The sequence below is a fragment of the Sunxiuqinia indica genome, assembly GCF_009847015.1.
GTDB lineage: Bacteria > Bacteroidota > Bacteroidia > Bacteroidales > Prolixibacteraceae > Sunxiuqinia > Sunxiuqinia indica.
In genome coordinates, this window is the sequence record NZ_WVEM01000014.1 from 59,248 (window position 1) to 82,546 (window position 23,299).

Annotated in this window: 20 protein-coding genes; 3 read left to right on the top strand and 17 right to left on the bottom strand. The window is 41.9% G+C overall.

Features of this window, described 5'->3' with window-relative positions; all coding sequences use genetic code 11:
* Positions 1–14 precede the first annotated feature (14 nt).
* Positions 15–1,157, top strand: coding sequence for a glycoside hydrolase family 43 protein (locus tag GR929_RS17785; protein WP_235934457.1), 1,143 nt, complete (start codon positions 15–17; stop codon positions 1,155–1,157).
* Between the two features lie 137 nt (positions 1,158–1,294).
* On the opposite strand, the gene GR929_RS17790 is transcribed toward GR929_RS17785, so the two are convergent.
* The 15 genes from GR929_RS17790 to GR929_RS17860 form a co-directional block, all read right to left on the bottom strand.
* Entirely contained in the window at positions 1,295–1,744 is a 450-nt protein-coding gene (locus tag GR929_RS17790; RefSeq protein WP_159522333.1) for a GatB/YqeY domain-containing protein, read from the bottom strand.
* Positions 1,745–1,888: 144 nt separating this feature from the next.
* Positions 1,889–3,313, bottom strand: coding sequence for a cell division protein FtsZ (gene ftsZ / locus GR929_RS17795; RefSeq protein ID WP_159522335.1), 1,425 nt, complete (start codon positions 3,311–3,313; stop codon positions 1,889–1,891).
* A gap of 17 nt (positions 3,314–3,330) precedes the next feature.
* Positions 3,331–4,596: a cell division protein FtsZ gene (gene ftsZ / locus GR929_RS17800; protein WP_159522337.1), complete on the bottom strand. Its 1,266-nt coding sequence runs from the start codon at positions 4,594–4,596 to the stop codon at positions 3,331–3,333.
* A gap of 20 nt (positions 4,597–4,616) precedes the next feature.
* Complete coding sequence (gene ftsA, locus GR929_RS17805; protein WP_159522339.1) at positions 4,617–5,918, bottom strand: cell division protein FtsA; 1,302 nt, start codon at positions 5,916–5,918, stop codon at positions 4,617–4,619.
* 5 nt (positions 5,919–5,923) lie between these two features.
* Positions 5,924–6,673, bottom strand: coding sequence for a cell division protein FtsQ/DivIB (locus GR929_RS17810; protein ID WP_159522341.1), 750 nt, complete (start codon positions 6,671–6,673; stop codon positions 5,924–5,926).
* Positions 6,666–8,051, bottom strand: a complete 1,386-nt coding sequence (gene murC, locus GR929_RS17815; protein ID WP_159522343.1) for a UDP-N-acetylmuramate--L-alanine ligase — start codon at positions 8,049–8,051, stop codon at positions 6,666–6,668. Before murC ends, GR929_RS17810 begins: the two co-directional genes overlap by 8 nt.
* Positions 8,048–9,151 carry an undecaprenyldiphospho-muramoylpentapeptide beta-N-acetylglucosaminyltransferase gene (gene murG / locus GR929_RS17820; protein WP_159522345.1) on the bottom strand — a complete coding sequence of 368 codons (1,104 nt, stop codon included), beginning with the start codon at positions 9,149–9,151 and terminating at the stop codon, positions 8,048–8,050. Before murG ends, murC begins: the two co-directional genes overlap by 4 nt.
* A gap of 1 nt (position 9,152) precedes the next feature.
* On the bottom strand, positions 9,153–10,352 hold the full coding sequence (locus GR929_RS17825; protein WP_159522347.1) for an FtsW/RodA/SpoVE family cell cycle protein: 1,200 nt from the start codon (positions 10,350–10,352) through the stop codon (positions 9,153–9,155).
* Positions 10,353–10,390: 38 nt separating this feature from the next.
* Complete coding sequence (murD, locus tag GR929_RS17830; protein WP_159522349.1) at positions 10,391–11,728, bottom strand: UDP-N-acetylmuramoyl-L-alanine--D-glutamate ligase; 1,338 nt, start codon at positions 11,726–11,728, stop codon at positions 10,391–10,393.
* Positions 11,729–11,730: 2 nt separating this feature from the next.
* Positions 11,731–12,981 carry a phospho-N-acetylmuramoyl-pentapeptide-transferase gene (gene mraY, locus GR929_RS17835; protein WP_159522351.1) on the bottom strand — a complete coding sequence of 417 codons (1,251 nt, stop codon included), beginning with the start codon at positions 12,979–12,981 and terminating at the stop codon, positions 11,731–11,733.
* A gap of 10 nt (positions 12,982–12,991) precedes the next feature.
* Positions 12,992–14,449 (bottom strand): UDP-N-acetylmuramoyl-L-alanyl-D-glutamate--2,6-diaminopimelate ligase, encoded by a 1,458-nt coding sequence (locus tag GR929_RS17840; RefSeq protein WP_235934464.1) that lies wholly within the window; start codon positions 14,447–14,449, stop codon positions 12,992–12,994.
* Positions 14,449–16,563, bottom strand: a complete 2,115-nt coding sequence (locus tag GR929_RS17845; protein ID WP_159522353.1) for a penicillin-binding protein — start codon at positions 16,561–16,563, stop codon at positions 14,449–14,451. The genes GR929_RS17840 and GR929_RS17845 overlap by 1 nt, the downstream gene beginning before the upstream one ends.
* On the bottom strand, positions 16,563–16,931 hold the full coding sequence (locus GR929_RS17850) for an FtsL-like putative cell division protein (RefSeq protein ID WP_159522355.1): 369 nt from the start codon (positions 16,929–16,931) through the stop codon (positions 16,563–16,565). The genes GR929_RS17845 and GR929_RS17850 overlap by 1 nt, the downstream gene beginning before the upstream one ends.
* The gene (rsmH, locus tag GR929_RS17855) at positions 16,928–17,830 is read right to left on the bottom strand and encodes a 16S rRNA (cytosine(1402)-N(4))-methyltransferase RsmH (RefSeq protein WP_159522357.1); all 903 of its coding nucleotides are present in this window, start codon (positions 17,828–17,830) and stop codon (positions 16,928–16,930) included. Before rsmH ends, GR929_RS17850 begins: the two co-directional genes overlap by 4 nt.
* Before the next feature lie 6 nt (positions 17,831–17,836).
* On the bottom strand, positions 17,837–18,292 hold the full coding sequence (locus tag GR929_RS17860; protein WP_159522359.1) for a division/cell wall cluster transcriptional repressor MraZ: 456 nt from the start codon (positions 18,290–18,292) through the stop codon (positions 17,837–17,839).
* Between the two features lie 400 nt (positions 18,293–18,692).
* Here GR929_RS17860 and GR929_RS17865 point away from each other — a divergent pair, with 400 nt between their 5' ends.
* Together GR929_RS17865 and GR929_RS17870 are read left to right on the top strand one after the other, a co-directional pair.
* Entirely contained in the window at positions 18,693–19,535 is an 843-nt protein-coding gene (locus GR929_RS17865) for a 1-acyl-sn-glycerol-3-phosphate acyltransferase (protein ID WP_159522361.1), read from the top strand.
* A gap of 77 nt (positions 19,536–19,612) precedes the next feature.
* Entirely contained in the window at positions 19,613–20,569 is a 957-nt protein-coding gene (locus tag GR929_RS17870) for a GNAT family N-acetyltransferase (protein WP_159522363.1), read from the top strand.
* Positions 20,570–20,638: 69 nt separating this feature from the next.
* Here GR929_RS17870 and GR929_RS17875 read toward each other — a convergent pair whose 3' ends face one another.
* Together GR929_RS17875 and GR929_RS17880 are read right to left on the bottom strand one after the other, a co-directional pair.
* The gene (locus GR929_RS17875; protein WP_159522365.1) at positions 20,639–22,537 is read right to left on the bottom strand and encodes an amidophosphoribosyltransferase; all 1,899 of its coding nucleotides are present in this window, start codon (positions 22,535–22,537) and stop codon (positions 20,639–20,641) included.
* Entirely contained in the window at positions 22,534–23,007 is a 474-nt protein-coding gene (locus GR929_RS17880) for an SPOR domain-containing protein (RefSeq protein ID WP_159522367.1), read from the bottom strand. Before GR929_RS17880 ends, GR929_RS17875 begins: the two co-directional genes overlap by 4 nt.
* Between the last annotated feature and the right edge of the window lie 292 nt (positions 23,008–23,299).

Sequence of the window (23,299 nt, forward strand, 5' to 3'; positions counted from 1 at the left end):
AAACGGAAATAAAAATGGAGTCCTCACTTCTCATTAATACCACCCTGCTGATCGGGTTATGGGCTATAATTGGCAAGGTGCCGGCAGGCTTCGAAATTTCGGGACGCAATTCCTACTTTATTGACAATAGATTGATAATTTGCAACAAATGGCTAATGTGTCAAACATTGGGCGATGGCAATCCAGTCCGCCTAAGTTTTCGTATTTTTACACTTAAAATAGATAAAATGAAACCACTATTGCTCGCCTCACTGATCGTTATACTGTTTACAGGCTGTCAAACTTCAGAAAAAGAAGTCTATCTCTTTTCTTATTTTCAGGACAATGGACAAGATGGACTTCATCTGGCATACAGTTACGATGGGTACAATTACACCGCGTTGAACGATAACAAATCATTTTTAACACCGACTGTTGCTGAAGACAAACTCATGCGCGACCCGTGCATTATTCAGGGGCCTGGCGGCAAATTTCATATGGTTTGGACCGTGAGTTGGAACGACCGGGGGATTGGCTATGCCTGGTCCGAAGATTTAATTCACTGGTCGGAGCAACAATTTATTCCGGTAATGCAAGATGAGCCTGATGCGCTGAATTGCTGGGCTCCCGAACTTATTTATGATGAAAAAAGTGATCAATACATGATCTATTGGGCAACGACCATTCCCGGACGATTTGCAGAAGGCGAAGGATTGGGTGATTCGAAATACAACCACCGAATGTACTATACAACAACCAAGGATTTTGTCAACTTCAGCGACACCAAACTTCTTTATGACGAAGGATTTAATGTAATAGATGCTGTTATTAAGAATATTGATGGTGCTTATTACATGTTTCTCAAGGACGAAACAAAAAAACCGGCAAAAAAACATATCCGGATTGCAAAAAGTGACAAACTAACCGAAGGCTATCAGTTAATTAGCGACCCCATCAGCCCCGACTGGGTTGAGGGGCCTACGGTTACCAGGATCGGTGACAGCTGGGTGCTTTTCTACGATGAATATACCCGCCATTACATGGGAGCTGTGCGCAGTACCGATTTAAAAAACTGGGGAGTTATTAATGATCAGATCAGTTTCCCTGAAGGAACACGGCATGGAACTGTTTTTAAGGCTTCGGAAAGCGTTCTGAATAAACTACTTGAAGTTCATTAACCTGAATTCAAAAAAGCAGGCTTCAAAAACCTGCTTTTTCTTAAAAAAAAGCGAATTTGTTAAAATCCGCTTTCCATCCGAAAAGATTGATAATTTCGAATTGATTGATTGATTGATTGATTGATTGTTTGTTTGAACTAACTGAGTAAAGCCTTCACTTTATCAGCGATATCTTTTCCGTCGGCCTGTCCGGCCAACTGCTTTGACGCCATTCCCATTACCTTTCCCATATCTTTCATGCTGGTTGCTCCTACCGAGTCGATGATGGTTTTAATGGTCGCTTCGAGCATCTCATCGCTCATTTTCTCGGGCAAGTATGTTTCCAGCACTTCCACTTGTTTCATCTCTTGCTGATACAAGTCGTCACGACCTTGCTCTTTATAAATAGTAGCTGAATCACGACCTTGTTTGGCCAATTTCTGAATTGCCTTTACGACTTCCTGATCATCTAAATCGGCGGATGCTCCTTTTGCTGTTTTGGCTTCCAAAAGCACTTTTTTAATGGCTCGTAGTGCTTCTAGCTTTTCCTTTTCGCGTGCCTTCATGGCCGCTTTTATATCTTCATTAATCTGATCGAATAAACTCATGATATTAATTTCAAGTTTTAAATTTCAGGTTTTAAGTAGTACAAATAATTTGGTGTCATGTTTCGAGTCTTTAACAATTTGTGATAGAAGCGAAACCGAAAATATCAAATAGGTCCGTGACCTTACGTTCAACTCCCTGAGCCACTAATCTACTTTATCGTGCAGATAGGAATTGTTGTCGCGCAACTTTGTGTTGTCATCATCATCGGGTGATAACGAAAAACGCGACAATTTTTCTTCAAACTTCTTTTTCATACTCTGAATGTTAACCTTTTTGCGTCGGTAAGCCGGAATATTTTCCAGTTCATCAACTTCCTCATCACTCGAAATCGAATAATCCAGTTTTACCGAGTACTCTTTCTCCGGATCAGCCGATGAACTTGATTTTCCGTACAACTCATCAAATTCATCACCCGGCTTGTTTACCTCAAACTCAATCGATTGTTGATTTTGACTTGTAACAGAACGACTCGAATCACCAGTGAATGGAACTCGCGCCTCCGGCTTCGGTCGAGGTGGTGCGGTTGGCTGAGGATCATCAACCAGTGTATGGTAGGTTTTCTCCACTTTTCGGGCAGCCATCATTTCCGGTATGCTGCTTACGCTAAACCCTGTTGCAATTACAGTTACTGAAATTTCGTTGCCCAGCGCCTCATCAACACCATTACCCCAAATGAGATCGGCATCGTGCCCCGCCTTAGCCTGAATATAGTCCGTAATCTCACCAATCTCATCCATGGTCACTTCTTCACTTCCGGAAGTAATATTCAGCAATATATTTCGTGCACCATTAATATCGTTATTATTTAGCAAGGGAGAATTCATGGCTTCTTCAACCGCTTTGAGCGCGCGGTTTTCACCTTCAGCTTTTGCCGATCCCATAATGGCCACGCCACTGCTACGCATAACGGTTTCCACGTCGGCAAAGTCAACATTAATATACCCCGGAACCGTGATAATTTCGGCAATGCCTTTCGCTGCAGTGGTTAACACATTATCAGCCTTCGCAAATGCCTCCGAGATTTTAAAATCGCCATACATTTCGCGGATTCGTTCGTTGTTGATTACCAACAGCGAATCAACGTGAGTTTCCATCTCTGCAATACCATCAATGGCCTGTTTAATGCGTCGGCGACCTTCATTACGGAACGGAAGCGTAACAATACCGACTGTTAAAATATCAAGCTCGCGGCATGCTTCCGCAATCACGGGTGCAGCACCCGTTCCGGTTCCGCCACCCATTCCGGCAGTAATAAACACCATCTTGGTATTCGATTGCAATGTTCTTTTGACATCTTCAATATTTTCGATGGCTGCTTCACGCCCAATCTGAGGTTTATTTCCGGCTCCCCGTCCTTCAGTGAGTGAAGCTCCGAGTTGTATTTTTAGAGGCACCGGGCTGTTTTTCAAAGCCTGCTCATCAGTATTGCAGAGCATAAACCCCACATCTTTTATTCCTTGCTCATACATGTGGTTGACCGCGTTTCCTCCACCGCCTCCAACTCCAACCACTTTAATAATTGCATCGGAAGATTTATCTTGATCGAAATTCACCATATCACTTGACATACTCTTTTCTCTTTTTATTAATTATCCATTTCTTCATCCTGATCGTCGAAAAAACGATTAAACTGGCGTTGAAACCAGCTATCTGTGTTTCCATTTTCCCGAGCTTCTTCAGAGACCAACTCGCGCCTTTTTTGCTTTTTTGGATTACGCGACTGGTTTGTTTTCTTAGCCACTTGCTGTAGTTGCTTTTTCATTTCATCTTCAAAAATCCTGGAAAAATCATCTTCCTCATCTTCCAGGTTAATATCTACTGGTTGATCTTCAAGAATAACTTCCTCTTTGGGCTCTTCCTTTTGAAGCAGGCTATTGGGGTTTTTATCAAACCGGGTCGCAATCAAGGTTACGCTGACTTTCGTTCCAAGTCGCTTATCCAAACTGTTACCCCAAATAATATTGGCATCCTGACCTGCTTTCTCCTGCAAAAACTCAATGATATCCCCAATCTCGCCCATACGGATTTCCTCTTCACCCGACGTAATATTCAGCAGGATATCTTTTGTGCCTTTGATGTCGTTGCTATCCAACAAGGGCGACTCCAATGCTTTGATCACAGCATCCATTGCTCGGCCGTCACCTTCAGAAACACCAGTTCCCATGATGAATACCTCACTCTTCGCCATCACAGTTTCAACGTCTGCGTAGTCAATATTGATATTTCCGTGCAGGGTAATAATTTCAGCAACACCTTTTACCGCGGTTCCCAAAATATTGTCAGCCTTTTTGAAGGCTTGTGAAGCAGGCAGATCGCCATAAATTTTGTGCAGTTTTTCATTACTGATCACGAGTAAACTATCTACGTGCTCCTTGAGCTTATCGACACCTTCCAGCGCTTGTTGAAACCGGCGTTTCCCTTCGGCTGGCGACGGAATGGTGACAATCGCAATGGTCAAAATATCCAACTCTCGTGCTAATCCGGCAATAACCGGAGCAGCACCTGTTCCTGTTCCGCCACCCATTCCTGCTGTAATAAACAGCATCTTGGTGGTTCCATCCAGCACGGTTCGAATATCTTCGAGGTTTTCAATGGCAGCCTGCTCGCCCTGAGCTGGTAAATTACCTGCTCCGCGACCTTCGGTAAGGGTTACCCCCAATTGAATTTTTACGGGCACAGCACTACCCCTCAATGCCTGAGCATCGGTATTGCAAATCATGAAATCAACACCTGTTATACCTTCTTCGAGCATGTGGTTAACTGCATTGCAACCACCACCGCCTACTCCAATCACCTTGATGATTGATGATTTTGTTTCTTGAAAACCGAAGTTTAATATGTCCTCATTCATATTCGAGGATTAATTGTTTACTAAAACATTTCCGTATCCTGATCTTCGTCGAAGAACAGCGTAACCTGGCGAGCTACCTCATTTTTCATTTTTGATAAAAAGCCAGGTTGTGTTGAGCGCGTTTTCTTTCCCTTTTTATTTTTAAAAGAGTTCCTGGTCGTCTCCGAATCTTCTGATTCGGTCAGAGCAGTGAGCAGCAAGCCAAGAACAGTTGCATTTCGAGGATCTTCCAATTCCTTCCACTGCTCACCAGCTTTCATCCGTGGAATCCCCTTACGAACATCCAGACCTGTTTGAAACTTGATCAACTGGCTCAGGTTAGGCATCAAAGCACAACCACCAGTTAGTACAATTCCTGCTCCCACTTTATCCATATAGCCCGACTTTTCAATTTGGAAGAAAAAAGCTTCTATAATTTCCTCCATCCGGGCCTGGATGATAAAAGCCAGGTTTTTAAATGAAATTTCTTTAGGTTCCCATCCGGAAATTCCGGGTATGGTAACCACTTTATCTTCAGGAGCAAAATCCCCCATTGCCTGTCCAAACTGTACTTTAAGCGATTCGGCCTGACGGGCTAAAATGGTGCATCCCTCTTTAATATCGTGTGTAATCACATTTCCTCCAAACGGAATGAGCGATGAGTAGCACAAAACGCCATCGTGATAAATTGCCATTTTTGTAGTACCTCCGCCAATGTCGAGCATGACGACACCGGCTTCCTTCTCATCTTCAGAAAGCAGTATTTCGGATGAAGCCAAGGGATCGATCACTGTTTTTCGAACTGTGATTCCAGCTCGCTCGAAGCAAAGCTGTAGGTTATCCTCGTACAATTGGGGGGCAACCAAAAGTTTGAAATCCGCTTCCATTCTTTCACCCGTCATCCCAACCGGATTTGGGATACCTGCCTCATTATCGATTGTAAACAACTGCGGCGACGTATGATAAATTTTATACCCTTCAGGTATTTCAACATTTTTCACCTGTTGAAACATGGCATCAACGTCTTCCTCAGAAACAATCCGGCTTTCGTTAATGTATCGTTCGCCACGCTTGGTAAACGTTTTTAGTTGTTGCCCGACAATATTGACATACACCTCCTCAATGTCGCCTTCGAACATATCTTCAGCCTGACGAATAGCCTCGTGAATGGAAGAAAAAGCTTCGTCGATATTCAACACCACGCCGCGCTTCACGCCCATGGAACAAGATCTTCCGTATCCCAGGATTTCGATCGTTCCTTCTCTATTCTTGCGACCGGCTACCACAACCACTTTGGTTGTGCCGACGTCAACTGCTGCTACTATTTTTTCGCTTTTGCCCATAAGCTTCATTTTTTTGTACACACCACCTGATTCGTATATTTCAAGTTTATTTTTGAATAGTATTCCCATCCTACTTTCGAAAATGCCTGATCGTATAAAGCTCTCAGATTTCGAAATTTTATTTGAAAATCAACCGTTTTCCCCAACTCAATAATTTGATCGCCAACCAAAGGCGCCATAATCACATCTCCCTGTCTGCTGACCTGCAATTGCTCAATCTGAGCGTTCCAGAATTCGTCGCTCCGAATAAACTTTACCATGGGTAACAGCTCTTCTCTGGCATATTGCTCACTAACATCACCGTTTACCAAAAGCACCTGAGTAGCAACTCCCTGGTTGGCAGGAATCCGGACTCCCTCGTCATCCAGGTAAAAGTTTTCCGTATCATTAATCACACGCAAAATAGGCTGACGTTGCTTAACTTCAACCATTAGGCGACCTTTAAAATCCATGTCATCGCCAGTCACCCTGCGATAAATTTCAATATTTTTTATGGCTGTCACTTTTCGAAGTTCAGCCTCCAACTTCTCCGTATTAATACTATCAAAGCGGGTGTTTAGCAAATTTCCTCCTGCTTTTTTTACAAGATCTGCAATCTCCTTTTCGTCAATAAACCGAGGCGAATCTTTGTCAATGACTACCACAATCTCATCGCAATGAACTTTCGCCAACTTGCTGGTTGAAAATGCCGTGGTGACGACCACAAAGGCAACCAACAAACCCAAAAATGCTATTTTTACAATTGACTTAAACATGTTCAATTTCCATTAGCTTTTTCTTAACCGGTTCAACTAAAGTGTCAATATCACCTGCTCCCATCATCAGAATCACTCCCGGATCAAATTTCTCAGCCAATTCCGGTAACGACTGTTTCGTAGCCAGTTGTTTATTTTTATTCTGAATTTGATCAAAAATGAGGCTTGAAGTAACTCCCGGCATCGGTTTCTCTCGTGCCGGGTAAATATCCAGTAAAACGACATTATCCAAACGATCTAATTCTCTGGCAAAGCCATCAGCAAAATCATTTGTTCGACTATATAGATGGGGTTGAAAAACACCCGTCACCTTACGCCCTGCATACATATCGCGCACCGAAGTGATGGTAGCTCTCAATTCTTCGGGATGATGTGCGTAATCATCAATCAACACAAATTGCTCGCTTCGATATTGAATATCAAACCGTCGCTTCACCCCTTGATAAGCAGCCAGAGCAACCATCAATTCTTCGGAATTTGCTCCGGCGAGCAATGCCAACGACGAAGCAGCAATGGCATTCTCCACATTCATTAATCCCGGATAATTTAGGTGCATGCCTTCAATTTTACCTTTCGGATGAACCAAATCGAATTGGTAAGCTTCATCAACTAACTGTATGTTTTCAGCAAAAAAATCAGCCTGTTCATTCAACGAATAGGTGTAATATTTTATATTCTGGTTTCTTGTTTTATCTATTGGCAATCCCTTTTTAATAACAACTGCTCCTTCGCTTTTCACCTGACTTGCAAAAGCGTTAAAAGAATCAACGATAGCCTCTTCACTTCCATAGATGTCCAGGTGATCCGCATCCATCGATGTAATTACTGCCAGATTGGGGAACAACCGTAAAAAAGAACGGTCAAATTCATCGGCTTCGGCAACTACCCAGTCGCTATCCGAGCTCAGTAATAAATTGCTCCGGTAGTTTTTCGATATCCCACCCAGAAAAGCAGTACATCCTAAAGTTGAAGTATAAAGTATGTGAGCCAACATGGTTGAAACGGAAGTTTTTCCATGCGTTCCGGCAACTGCACAACAGCTCAACTCGTTGCAAATCATTCCCAATACTTCCGAACGTTTTTTCATTGGGAAGCCATTCGACTCCACAACGATTCGTTCGCCTAAATCATTGGGTACTGCCGGAGTAAAAACCACCAGACAGTTGCCCTTTTTCAAGTAAGCTGTCAACCACTCAGGCCGATCATCAAAATGAATATCAATTCCCTCTGATTGCAATTCACGCGTCAAGGCAGTTTCCGTTCGGTCGTAACCGGATACCTCGTACCCGGCATGCTTAAAGTAGCGCGCCAAAGCACTCATCCCGATTCCTCCGATTCCGAGAAAATAAACCTGCGTGATATTTGCTAATCCAATCATAAATCCTTCACTTCATTTAAAATGACATTCACAATGTCGGCTGTTGCATTTGGCCGAGCCATTTGCTTGCTGTTTTTCGATAACTCTGCTAATTTCTCTTTATCCTTAATAAGCTCAAATGCTGTTGGAAATAAATTCTTTACCGCATCTGAATCCTTCACCATCACAGCCGCGTTATTATCCACCAGTGCCATCGCATTTTTTGTTTGATGATCTTCCGCCACATTCGGAGAAGGCACCAGTATTGAAGGCTTGCCCAGTAAACATATTTCAGAAATAGTCGCTGCTCCCGCTCTTGAAATAACCAAATCAGCTACAGCAAAAGCTTTATCCATATGAGCTAAAAATTGATGCAGCTGTATATTTTCCCGAAGTTTTCCGTTTAATCGTTCCAAAATAGCATTGTGGTAAACTTTACCCGACTGCCAAATAACCTGAACACCAGAGTGATCAACAAAATCCATATTGTCAAGGATGCTTTCGTTTAATGTTTTGGCACCCAAACTACCACCCAACATTAAAACAACCGGCATATCTTCTTTCAAACCAAGCAACTTCAGAGCCTTTTTCTTATCCACTTTCTCCAACAAATTCTGCCGTATTGGATTTCCCGTTACGACCAATTTATCTTGAGGGAAATATTTGTCCATTCCCTGATAAGCCACACAAATTTTGCGAGCCGACTTTGCCAACAATTTATTGGTTACACCAGCATAGGAGTTCTGTTCCTGAATGACCGTGGGAATACCTTTCTGGTTAGCCGCTTTTAGCAACGGTCCACTTGCATATCCTCCCACTCCAATGGCAATATCGGGTTTAAAATTCCGAACGATCTTACGTGCTTCGAACATACTCTTATTCAGCAACCACAAAAACTTGAACATCTTTAGAGAAAACTTCCGGGGCATACCGATTACCGGGAGTCCGTATATTGGATAGCCAGCAATTGGGACGCGTTCCATTTCCATTCTTCCTAAAGCTCCAACAAATAAAATATCAACTTCTGGAACACGAGCTTTAATCTCGTTGGCAATGGATAGAGCCGGAAACAAATGTCCCCCGGTTCCTCCGCCGCTAATGATAACTTTTAATTTTGTCATTTTACAATTCCTCGTCTTCGTCCGGCATATCGACTACAACCGGTGGTTCAACAACTTGATTTTTACGCTGATTGTGATAACTAACAGATAAAATGGCTCCAAATGAAACTGCCGTAAAAAGCATTGAAGTACCGCCCATACTCACCCATGGCAATGGTTGCCCGGTAACAGGTGCCGCTCCAACCGAAACCGCCATATTGATGACAGCCTGAAATACGAGCAGCAAAACTAGTCCTGCGGTTAAGAATGCAGGGTAAGTCCGTTTAGATCGCCTGACAATAACAACACCTCGATACAACAGGATGAGGTAGAGTAAAGCGACAAAAAAACCTCCTACTATTCCATACTCTTCAATAATTATAGCATATATAAAATCATTATACGCAGCCTCCATATAGTTACTCACCTCACTCCTTCCGGGCCCTTTTCCGAATGTTCCTCCTTCATAGATTGCTAACTTAGCGTAATCAGCCTGAGTTGTTCCCAACTCTGCATCATCATCACCCGATACAAAATCATCAATCCGTTCTTTAAAGGTATGAACACGTCCGGCCCATTCAGGAAGATAGTCAGCCGTTGAATATACTAACAGCAATAACAGCACTCCTGTTGCGAATGTGAGGAATAAAAATTTTAGCGGAATTCGTGCAATCAACATCAGCACCATAATACTGGCAAAAATGAGAGCTGAAGTAGAAATATCGCCGTAAAAGATAATACCACAAACAACTCCACTCACACCCATCACCCACAAAAAAGCCTTTTTTAAATCCTCTTTCGTTTTTTGACGCTTGGCCAATACTTTTGCCACAAACATCACTAAAGAAATCTTCGCCAACTCAGCGGGCTGAAAACTCAAAAAGCCCAGATCAAGCGAACGTGGGGTTGGTTTAGAAGGTGTTAGTTTATACTGAACAATGGCAGCCAGCAAGGCGCCGATTGTTATCATCAAAAGTAGTGGAGCAATATAGGTGTAGAACTTAACAGGTATCACATTAACAAGGAAGGTCATTACCCCAAAACCAAGCAATAGGAAGACAAGCTGCCTGATTAGGTAATAGCCGGTATTGCCACCTGCCTCGCGGTAGGCCAAGCGCCCCGTGGCGCTGTATACAATCAACAATGAGATGAGCGATAAAAATACCAACACCACCCAAAGTATCCGGTCTCCTTTTAATATTTTACCTATTGAAAAATCCATTCTTCTTTCGTTACAAAATCATCTCAATCCAAAAAAAACTACAACTCGCGTACGGCCATTTTAAATTGGCGACCACGATCTTCATAATTATCGAACAAGTCGAAACTTGCACACGCAGGCGACAACAAAACGGTTTCTCCATCCTTGGCCAGATAATAAGCAGACCGAACGGCGTCTTTCATATCTTGCGTTTCAATAATATCCGGCACAATACCGACAAAGGCTTCCATTATCTTTCGATTGTCGGTCCCAAGACAAATGATCGCTTTCACTTTATCTTTCACCAAGTCTTTCAGGGCATCGTAATCGTTGCCTTTGTCAACTCCTCCTGCAATCCACACAATCGGCTTGCTTAAACTCTCCAGCGCATACCAGGTCGAATTCACATTGGTTGCCTTTGAATCGTTGATAAACTCGATCCCATGAACGCGCAGAAAGCGCTCCAAACGATGCTCTACCCCTTTGAAATCAGAAAGACTTTCTCTGATTTTTTCGTTCCTGATATTCAACACCATTCCGGTTAACCCCGCTGCCATGGAGTTGTAGGTGTTGTGTCTTCCCTGTAATGCGATATCAAAAATGGACATATTGAATGATTTTTGTTTCCAATTGATTAATAGTTCTTCCCCTTTTATTCCTGCTCCATTTTCCGGAGTCTCTGTCCAACCAAATGGCAAGCACATAGCTGGTATATTTCTTTTCTCTATTTCTTTTTGAATGATCGGATCATCAGCACCATAGATGAAATAATTCTCTTCAGTTTGGTTTTGCAGAATTCGAAATTTTGAATCCACATAGTTTTGCAACTGATAATCATATCGATCTAAATGATCTGGCGTAATATTGAGCAAAACTGCTACATCCGCTTTAAACTCATACATGCCATCCAACTGAAAGCTGCTTAACTCAATGACGTAATAGTCAAAATCTCTTTCAGCAACCTGCCACGCAAGGCTTTGTCCAACATTTCCAGCCAACCCAACATTAAAACCCGCTTCTTTTAGCAGATGATAAGTCATCATGGTTGTGGTTGTTTTGCCATTGCTCCCGGTAATACAAATTGTTTTAGCCTTGGTGTACCTTCCTGCAAATTCGATTTCCGAAATCACCGGAATTTCCAGTTCTCTTAATTTCAGAATCAGTGGAGCTTTGTCCGGCACTCCCGGGCTTTTTATCACCAAGTTAGCATTTACAATTTGCTCTTCTGAATGCTTGCTCTCTTCATAAAGAATATCAGACTCTGTTAGAACGTGTTTGTATTTATCTTGTACTTTTCCGGCATCGGTAACCAACACCTCAAAGCCTTGTTTTTTTGCTAAAATAGCAGCACCAACACCACTTTCTCCTGCTCCTATTACTACGACACGACTTGCCATAACTACCTCATTTTAAGCGTAACAATAGTCAGAACGGCCAATATAATTCCCACAATCCAAAAGCGCGTAACAATCTTCGCCTCCGGAATTCCCTTTTTTTGATAGTGATGGTGAATCGGACTCATCAGAAAAACCCGGTGCCCTTCACCATATTTGCGTTTTGTATATTTAAAATAGGCAACCTGAATAATCACCGATAAATTTTCAACCAAAAAGATTCCGCACAACAAGGGAATCAGAATCTCTTTACGGATAATAACTGCAAAAACTGCTAAAATACCACCCAGTGCTAAACTTCCGGTATCGCCCATAAACACCTGTGCCGGGTATGAATTGTACCATAAAAAGCCGACTGTTGCACCTATGAATGCTGCAATAAATATCGTCAGTTCTCCAATATTGGGAATGTACATGATATTCAGGTAATCAGAGTAAATGACGTTACCACTGACGTATGCTAAAATCCCCAAAGTCACCCCGCTAATTGCCGACGTTCCGGTTGCCAGTCCATCGATTCCATCAGTTAAATTGGCGGCATTTGAAACCGCCGTAATGATGAGAATAATAGCCAAAGCGTACACCAGCCAACGCCAGAATTTCCCTGTTTGATCGGCAAATGGCACCAACCAGGCATAATCGAATTCATGGTTTTTAATGAATGGGATAGTGGTGCGAGTTGATTTTACATCCTTGGTTACGAACTGCACATCCTGAAGCCCGGATTCAACATCAATTACAATTTCCTTTTTAAAATCGCCACTTTCGTTCAGCACCCTTTCCCGTACAACTACTTCTTCAGAAAAATAGAGCGTTGAAGCTACAATAACTCCTAAACTAATTTGGCCTAAAATTTTAAACTTGCCGGCCAGGCCTTCTTTATCTTTCAGAAACACTTTGATGTAATCATCAGTAAAGCCAATCAGTCCCAACCAAATTGTTGTAATCAACATCAGGAGGATGTAGATATTATCAAGCTTAGCAAATAGTAGCGTAGGAATGATAATTGAAGCCAGAATAATCAGTCCCCCCATGGTCGGCGTGCCTTTCTTTTGTATCTGACCTTCCAGCCCTAAGTCGCGGACCTCTTCTCCAATCTGCTTCTTGTGTAGAAAGTTGATCAGTTTGCGACCAAATCCCATCGTAATGAACAGCGATGTAATAATAGCCGCCGCTGAGCGAAATGAGATGTATTGTACCATCCCAATTCCGGGAATATCTAAATATTTCAACCACTCGTACAGTAAATGAATCATCTTGCTGTATTTAGTTTAAATTGAAAATTTCTTTAATAACCTCTTTATCATCGAAATGATGTTTCACCCCGTTGATTTCCTGATAATCTTCATGACCCTTGCCAGCAACAAGAACGATATCACCGGGCTGTGCCAACATGCATGCTGTGCGAATGGCTTCTTTCCGACTAACGATAGAAAGCACTTTATTCTTCTGGTGTGGCTCAATACCGGTTTCCATATCAGCAATAATTTGCTCCGGCACTTCACTCCGAGGATTGTCTGATGTGAGGATCACTTTATCGCTTTGCGATGCCGCCTCCTGTGCCATCACCGGACGCTTTGTTTTATCACGATCACCACCAGCACCAATAACCGTAATCACCTGCTCGTTGCCCGTTCGAATATCAGTAATTCCATTCAACACATTTTTCAATGCATCGGGTGTGTGAGCATAGTCTACCACAGCATATCTCCCATCAACCGAGCGAAGAATTTCAAACCGTCCGGCAACAGATCTCATCTCGCTAATCACTGGCAGTATACTTTCGACTTCTTCGCCCAATAAAATCGCCGAACCATAAACAGCCATTAAATTGTAAGCATTAAACAGACCCGCGAAATGAGTCCAGACCTCCCGGCCATCAACATCCAGCAACATGCCGTCAAAATGTTTTTCGAGCACTTTACATTTGAAATCAGCCAACGATCTTAACCCGTATGTTTTTTTAACTGCTTGTGTATTTTGAAGCATGACCATGCCATTTTTCTCATCGGCATTCGTGAGTGCAAATGCTGATTTGGGAAGCTGGTCAAAAAACTTTTTCTTGGCTTTTAAGTACTCAGCAAAAGTTTGATGATAATCCAGATGATCGTGGGTTAGATTTGTAAAGACTCCTCCATCAAACTCAACTCCTGCAACACGGTCCTGGTGAATGGCATGCGAACTCACCTCCATGAAGCAATAATCACAACCGGCATCAACCATTTTTGCCATTATTGCCTGAATTTGCAATGCATCCGGGGTTGTATGTGTTGCAGGTAATTCTTCGTCTCCCACATAATATTTTATAGTTGAAATTAAACCAACCTGATACCCCAATTTCTTAAATACACGATACAGCAAGGTTGCAATGGTTGTCTTGCCGTTTGTTCCGGTTACTCCCACAACTTTCAAGTTAGAAGAAGGATTGCGATAAAAATTAGCTGCCAAGCGCCCAAAAACAGAAGCTGTATTTTTCATTTTTACCAAAGTAGCCGACCCAGTCTGAACACCATCAAATCTCTCTGCAATAATCACCTTCGCTCTTTCATTCAACGCATTTCCTATAAATTGGTGTCCATCGACATGTGTGCCGGCTACCGCGACAAAAACATCGCCCTCACTCACTTTCCTGGAATCGAATTGCAATTCGCCTACGTCTACCGAATCGTTCCCTTCGATCACTTCGTATTCCAGTCCTTTCAATATGTCACTCAGCTTCATCATTATCCTAAATCGATATAGATTGTTTGTCCTTTTCTAATTTTATTTCCAGCTTTCAACGATTGTTTTTTGACCCTGCCAATCCCTTTCATCTTCACCTTCAGTCCCGCGTTCTCCAATAAGTAAAGTGCATCGCTGCCACCCATTCCACAAACATCAGGCACCAATCCTTCTGCAACAGCCAATGCTTCTGCACTTAGCTCTTCAGCTCCTTGATTAATCTTGATTAATTTTGAGTCCACCTTCGCCTCAATCGGCAAGTCAAGCTCATTTGCTGTTATTTCAATTTCATCTTTAAACCCAGCTTTCACGATTGGAAGAGCTGCAACCTGATTCATCTCTTTTTCGCGTGGATCCATAAAACTCGCATACACTTTACTCACAATTTCTTTGAATACCGGCCCGGCTACCGATGAACCGTAGTACGTTCCCTTAGGTCCAACAATAACTACGACACAAGTGTATTGCGGATCGTCAGCCGGGAAATAGCCGGCAAATGAGGCCTGGTAATTTTTACGGCCGCCTTTAGAGTAACCCTCATTATCGTACGCCACCTGAGCTGTACCTGTTTTTCCGGCAATTGCGAAATACGGATTATTTAGTGATTTTCCGGTACCATCAACACATACTCCTTCGAGTAAAGCCTGAGCCTTTTTCAGTGTTTGCTTCGAGCAAATGGAAGGGTTAATCACTTCGGTTTTAAACTCCTTTTCTAAAATACCATTCCGACGCACTTCCTTAACAAATTTCGGTTTCACCATTCGTCCATCATTGGCAACTGCATTGTAAAAAGTAGCTGTTTGCAGCGGTGTTAATTTAATCTCGTAACCATACGAAATCCAAGCCAGTGAGGGTCCCCACCAAACCTTGTCATCCGGATACTTAATGTAAGGAACACCTTCTCCTGCAAAACCAAGTCCAAGTGGCTTATTTAAACCGAAATTGTAAATCCGGTCAATATAATCTTCTTCGTGTCCTTCGTAATATTTCGTAATTATTTTGGCTACCCCAACGTTAGACGAAAGCTCAAAAATTTCTTTCATGGTCAGCTTGCCGTGCCCTCCATGGTGGTAGTCACTGTCATAAATTGTCTGACCACGATAATCCCATGCTCCGTTTCCAGTGTCAAACACATCAGCCGTATCAACATAACCCTGCTCCATGGCAACCATCATCGACATCAGCTTAAAAGTTGAACCCGGCTCACTGCATCCGGCATGCCCCAAAGCAAAATTGTAAGTTTCAGCATAGGCACCATCTTTACGGCGACCAAGATTGGCAATGGCTTTCACCTCACCAGTCTTAACTTCCATAACGATTGCTGTTCCCCACTCCGCCTGCGAGGTTTCCATCTGACGAAACAATGCGTCGTTGGCAAAGTCCTGCAAATTCACATTCAGCGTAGTGACCACATCACTACCATCATTAGGTTCAATAATGGGCACATTAATCCAACGTCCCGAATAGTTACGTTTAACGGCCTTTCCATTCTCACCACTGAGGTATCCTTCCATCAATCCTTCGATACCGGAATAGCCGACATTACCATGAATACCACCAAAAGCTCCTTTGTTTAATGTCCCAATGGTTCGGCTGGCCAACTCGCTGTGTGGCATCACCCTCTCATTCTCAGTCACAACAATCAACCCAGAGCCAAATATGCCCCGGTTCATTGTCGATAAGCGCTTAAATCTTTGAAGTTGATTATAGTTAACTTCTTCTGGATAAATCAAAAACCATCGATTCCCCTTCTTAAAGTCCTTATCCAGTTTTAGTTTGAATTGATATTTTGAAATTCCAAAAAACTCTGCTACCTCCAATGCAAAAGCATCGGCCTTCTCATCATAAACTCGTTTAATTCGTGGAGCTGCCAAATCCAATCGTAATTCATATTTTGGTACCGATGTGGCCAGAATACTTCCATCGTCAGCACAAATATTTCCACGCTTGGCTTCAATTTCGGTCGTGTTGTTTTTTAAATCTTTTGCGATTCCCTTCCATTTTTCGGTATCCATATTTTGAATCATGAAGATTTTAGTAACGATGACAATCCCAAAAATTGCCGCCGCAAAGTAAATAAACCCAAAACGGGCTGTTATTTCTTTTCTAATCTCCATTATTCGTTGTCTATTTTTTCAACCTCTATCCTCCGGGCCGGCTCAGCTGGCTCCAACAAGTCCAATCCACTCGACTTTACTTTCGCCACAATTTCCGAAGGCCGGTTCATTTTCATCAACTCAGTCTCATAGGTTACCGACTCTGCTCGCAATTCCTTAATCGAATCCTGCGCAGCCTCCATCTTCCGAATTGTTTTTTCGGACCAATAGCGATTTGAAATCAACAGAATACCAAGAAAAACCAAGAAAAACACAAAAGGCATTTGCTTCACCACCTTTTCGCTGGCCAGCAAGCTGCCGCCTAACAAGGACTTCAGTCCGTTTCGACGATTTTTTGCTTTTCCTGTTATGTTTTTTTCTTCGCTCATACTTTTTCCGCTATTCGCAATTTGGCACTGCGAGCCCTCGGATTGCTGTTAACCTCCTCCTCAGAGGGAACAATAACCTTTCGGTTAACCGCTTTCAACACCGAGCTTACATTTCCATAAAAGTCTTTCTCTTGATTGCCTTCAAAATTTCCGGCCTTAATAAAGTTCTTTACCAACCGATCCTCTAACGAGTGATAGGTAATTACGACAAGGCGGCCACCTGGCTTTAACAGGCTGGCGCTTTGCTCCAGAAAATCTTTAAGCACGTCCAGCTCCTTATTTGTTTCGATTCGCAAAGCCTGAAAAACCTTCGCCAAATATTTGCTCTCATTCTTTTTTGAAACACAATTGGCAATTATAGCTTTAAACTGATCAATCGTTTTGACCGGGCTATTACGCCGTGCCGCAATCAACTGCGTCACCAACCGATAGGCATTATTGATTTCGCCATACTCCCGAAATATCTTGATCAAACCAGCCTCATCGTATTCATTAACAATATCGGCTGCGGTCAATTTGGCATCGCGGTTCATGCGCATATCCAGCTCTCCGGAAAACCGGAAAGAGAACCCACGTTCAGCAACATCAAAATCATGAGAGGAAACACCAAGGTCAGCTAAAATTCCATCCACTTTTTCTACATCATGGTAACGTAAAAAATTGCGGATATATTTGAAATTGTGACGAACAAAAATGAAGCGCGGGTCGTCAAAGGCGTTTGCCGCTGCATCTTCATCCTGATCAAAGCCAAACAAGCGACCAGTTTCAATATACCTTAAGATTTCGCGAGAGTGACCACCTCCACCAAAGGTGACATCAACGTAATCGCCATCGTGTTGAATGTTTAGTCCCTCGATGCTTTCATTCAATAAAACCGGTATGTGATACGGCTGTTCCATGTAGTTCTACTCTCCTCCAAAAAATTCGGTAAACATATCCTTGTAGCTTTCCTTATCAGTATCTGAATAGTAAGCCTTGTATTCATTTTTATCCCACAATCGAATCCGATCGCCAACACCAACAAAAAAAACATCTTTCTTGATGTTCACTTTCTCCAAAAAACTGTTGGGGAAGTTCATTCGGCAACTTTCAGGTACATTCAGGATTTTAAAATTTCGGTAGATCATATCCAGCAATCGACTTTGCCGGGGGTTATTTCTATTCAACTTTGCTTTAAAAGAAGCCAATCTAGCCTCCCATGCTTCCATTGGATAAATATTTAGACACTTCTCAAACGGATCAATCTCAATCGCCAGCTGACCGCCCGGAATGCGCCCTCCCATCTCGTTTTTATAGTCGACAGGCAGCACGACACGTCCTTTTTCGTCAAATGTTGCGCTCTTTTCTGCTGAGAAATCCATGAGTTAAATGTCTATTTTTCAATTGTAAAATTAGTAAATTCTTCCTCAAAATTCCACTCTTAGTCACATTTAGTCACTCTATCCCACATTTATTTGATTTTAAGGATGTTCATTATTTGTTAATAACAACATCAGGCATGTTAACAACACCAATCAAAAGCCTCAATATCTGCTGGTTAAAAAACAAACAACACTTTTCAACATACGTTGATAAAACAAAGACACAAAGATGAAACGAGCATGTAAAAATTATTCACCCACAGAAGTATGATTACCTAAAGCGAGTTCCATGTGTTGCAAAAAAACAACCAATTATAAAAACATGAAAAATTACAAATAAACCGAAGAGATAAGTTAGCTCAGTTTTATTTCTTATTTTTCGGCATCAAAAAATCCAGACATGACTGATCAATATCCAAATGGCATTAAACCGATTGATATCAGGGAGGTTTTCAAAGCGAAGAGTCCAAAACTTGCCAAATTTATCCCGGGATTCGTTTACAATTATATTACCCGGATTATGCACATTCACGACATCAATGAAATATTGGCTAAATATGGCGACAAGACCGGAATCGAATTCGTGCACCAAATCGTAGCGCATTTCGATGTAACCGAAAAGGTTATTGGCACTGAAAATATTCCAAAGAACGGTCGTTTTATTTTTGCCTCCAACCATCCTCTTGGAGGCTTCGACGGACTACTACTCATGTCGAACGTAAATAAAATACTCGGTGATGTTCGGTTTTTGGTTAACGATGTCTTAATGAACATCCCTCAACTCGAAAGTGTATTTGTTCCTATCAACAAACACGGTGGCCATGGGCGCGATGTTGCCCGTATTGTGCATGAACAATACCAGTCCGACTCCCAAATTCTGATCTTCCCTTCAGGCTATGCTTCACGAAAAATAAAAGGCACCATTACTGACACGGATTGGAAAAAACACTTCATTCAAAAATCGATTCAATACGAACGAGACATTATCCCTGTTCATGTCTCGGGGCGAAATTCAAATTTCTTTTACAATTTTGCAAATATCCGCAAGTTTCTGAGCCTGAAGTGGAACCTTGAACAATTTTTCTTACCTGATGAGACTTTCAGACATCGCGGGCAGAGCTTCACGATAACCTTTGGAAAACCAATACCCTATGCCACATTCGACAAAAGCAAGAAACACAAAGAATGGGCTGACTTTGTAAGAGACAAAGTCTATTCAATGTCTGAAATACACAAGCACTGAATTTAAAGGTAAGCACACCCACGTTCTTAAATAAATTTTTATAGTTTTGTAGCTCAACAAATTTAGCGCGATTAAGTATGAAAGATATTGTTGCACCGATGCCTAAAGAAGCTATTATTGCCGAGTTAACCCCGGATAAGCTTTTGAGGAAGACGAACAAAGGTGCCAATGAGATCTACGTGATTACACATCACGATTCTCCCAATTTAATGCAAGAGATTGGCCGTTTACGAGAAATCACTTTTCGTGATGCCGGAGGCGGAACAGGCAAAGAGCTCGACATAGACAAATACGACACGAAGGAAAATCCCTATCATCAATTGATCGTTTGGGATCCGGATGCGCAGGAAATACTTGGTGGCTACCGCTACCTCATGTGTGCCAATCTTCCGGTTGATGAAAATGGGGAGGTCGTACTTGCCACTTCCCGCTTATTCCATTTTTCTGAAGAGTTTACGAAGAATTATCTTCCATACACATTAGAGTTGGGCCGCTCATTTGTTCAACCGGCATATCAATCAAGTAAAGCTGGAGCAAAAGCACTCTTTGCACTCGACAATCTATGGGACGGCTTGGGCGCATTGATCGTTGACCATCCGGAAATGAAATACTTTTTTGGAAAAGTTACGATGTATTCTCATTTTCACACGGATGCCCGCAACACCATCCAGTATTTTTTCCTAAAATACTTCAGGGACAGGGAAAATTTGGTTTACCCCAAAACACCCATGGAGATGAATATGGATATGGAATCATTGGAGAAAATATTTAATGGCGGTTCTTATCAGGAGGATTACAAAATATTGACCCAACGAGTAAGGGATTTTGGAGAAAATATCCCCCCTTTGATTAATGCTTATATGAATTTGAGCCCTTCAATGAAAACGTTCGGAACGGTTCTAAACGACCACTTTGGAGGTGTTGAAGAAACGGGGATTATTCTTACCATTAAGGATATTTACGAGGCAAAAAAGGATCGTCATATTGAGACGTACGTAAAAGGTAAAGAGGATAATTTCCCTAACCCAGAATAGATTTATAAAATACAGATATAAAAAAAGCAGGCTTGAAGCCTGCTTTTTTTGTTCTTATCGATTTCTTTATTAATACGCTCTTCCTGAAACCCCCTCAACAAAGTTGATAAAAGATTTATTGACCACTTTATTACCCCCCGGAGTTGGGAAATTGCCAGTGAAGTACCAGTCACCTTTGTCATTCGGACATGCCTGATGCAAGTTCTCGATGCTCTGATATACAATTTCGACTTCAGACTCACAATCCTCAGGCTTCAATAATTCAGCAATTTTAGCCGATATTTCCTCCGCTGTAGACTGGCGATAAATATCTTTCACATAATTGACGATTTCTTCTTTCGGAAGATTTTCCTGTGCCTTACATTTCTTATAAACTTCGTCAATGATATGCTCTTTCTTCTTATCTTTTAACAATTCAATGGCTGCCGTAAAAGCAATAAACCTCTCCAACACAGCCATATCAATACCATAGCAATCGGGATAGCGAATTTGAGGTGCTGACGAAACCACGATAATTTTCTTCGGATTTAGTCGTCCGAGAATACGAAGAATACTTGTTTTTAAAGTAGTGCCACGAACAATGGAATCATCAATAATCACCAACGTATCTGTCTTTTCACGAATGACGCCATAGGTAACATCGTACACATGAGCCACCAAATCATCGCGACTCGCATCGTCAGCAATAAAAGTCCTCAGTTTAACATCTTTTATTGCGATCTTCTCAACGCGGGGTTCAATAGAAATAATATCCTCTAACTCCTTCTCAGTCATCGTTCCGTTTCCTTCACGAATCAACTTCTTCTTACGTTCAAGTAGATGCTGACGCACACCGGTCATCATGCCATAAAAAGCAGTTTCCGAAGTATTCGGAATATAGGAGAACACTGCATTTTCCAGGTCATAGTTGATTGACTTCATAATCATCGGAGCCAGCAATCGACCTAATTCTTTTCGCTCTTGGTAAATATCCTTATCACTCCCGCGCGAAAAATAAATACGCTCAAAAGAGCATGACACACGATTGTGTGGAACACGAATCATTTGCCTCGAAACATCTCCGTTTCTTTTAATGATTAATGCTTCTCCCGGTTTGATTTCTTTTACCTGATCGGCCCTTACATCCATGACAGTCTGAATAACCGGACGCTCAGATGCCACAACTGCAATCTCATCATCCTCGTAGTAATGAGCAGGACGTATTCCCCAAGGATCTCGCATTACAAATGCATCACCATGTCCTATCATTCCGGCAATCGCATAACCGCCATCCCAGTCTTTGCTGGCATTCTCCAAAATACTTTGGACATCCAGGTTTTCTTCAATTAATGGCGAAATTTCTTTATTTGAATAGCCTTCGTTTTTGTATTGACGGAAACGAAATTGGTTTTCTTCATCCAGAAAATGACCAACTTTTTCGAGAACAGTTACTGTATCAGTATAATTCTTCGGATGTTGACCAAGGTCGATCAGCTTCTGAAAGAGCTCATCTGTATTTGTCAAATTAAAATTACCTGCTAAAACCAATGTGCGCGACTTCCAGTTATTTTGCCGCATCACCGGATGCACAAAGTGAATGCTGTTTCGCCCAAAAGTCCCGTAGCGCAAATGGCCTAAATAAAGCTCGCCCGAATACGGCAGGTTTTTATAAACCCAGTCTGTATCATTAATATCCTTACCATGCTTTATGGCTTTCTTAACTCCTTTGGTTACCTTATCAAATACATCTTGAATTGGATTTTGCTCAATTGAGCGATACCGGCTAATGTATTCCTGCCCTGGCTTAAGGTTCATTTTTACACTAACGACTCCTGCGCCATCTTGTCCCCTGTTATGCTGCTTTTCCATCAACAGGTAAAGCTTATTAACCCCATATTGCCAGGTGCCGTATTTTTCCTGATAATAACTTAAGGGTTTTTTCAGACGAATTAAAGCAATTCCACACTCGTGTTTTATCTGATCACTCATTTACTCTCTTTGTCGGTAATTAATTTTGGAAACTGAATTATATCTTTCACAATAAACGCATTGGGATACGTTTTTTTGATTCGATCTTTCAAGGCTAATGCTTCGTTCTTTGTCCGAAAGTCTCCAACCCTGACCTTGAAATCAGGACTTTGAAAAATCATATAAGCCTGAACATCCGGGTATTTTGTCAGAAACTCGGTCTTTACATTCATCGCCTCCTCCCTTGCCTTCAAGCCAGAGCCGAAAAAAACTTCCAGCCGATACCCATCAGTACCGTTCATCCGTTTATTCATCGCAATATGCCTCTTTAACAAGCTATCAATCCGTGCGTCTTGCGACACAGGCAGTTGCTGACTTATTGGTTGCGACATATTTTCTGTTTCAGACTGATTGGGGTTGTATGAGGACTGTTGAGCACTGACACTCAAGCAAAAAAGGATAAATGCGATCCATGGTATGATCAACTTCATAATTTATTGTCCTTTAAAAGTGCAAATATAAACTTAATTGGTAGAATACAAGAACGGATAATTTCAATCATCTGAAAAAACGAAAAAACTTTACATTAACATCAAATGACTAATATTTACTATTCGTTCACACAAACATAACGAAAGGGATTGAAGAAAATTTTCCATTTCAGTATTTCTTCAATTTTGATAAATTTGCGCGTCGATTTCTGAAATCCGGGAAGGACTGATCATGTAAGTGCTGCATCTCACTCCTATTCCAGTCGGAACTAAGAACTTTTAGTGTTTTAAA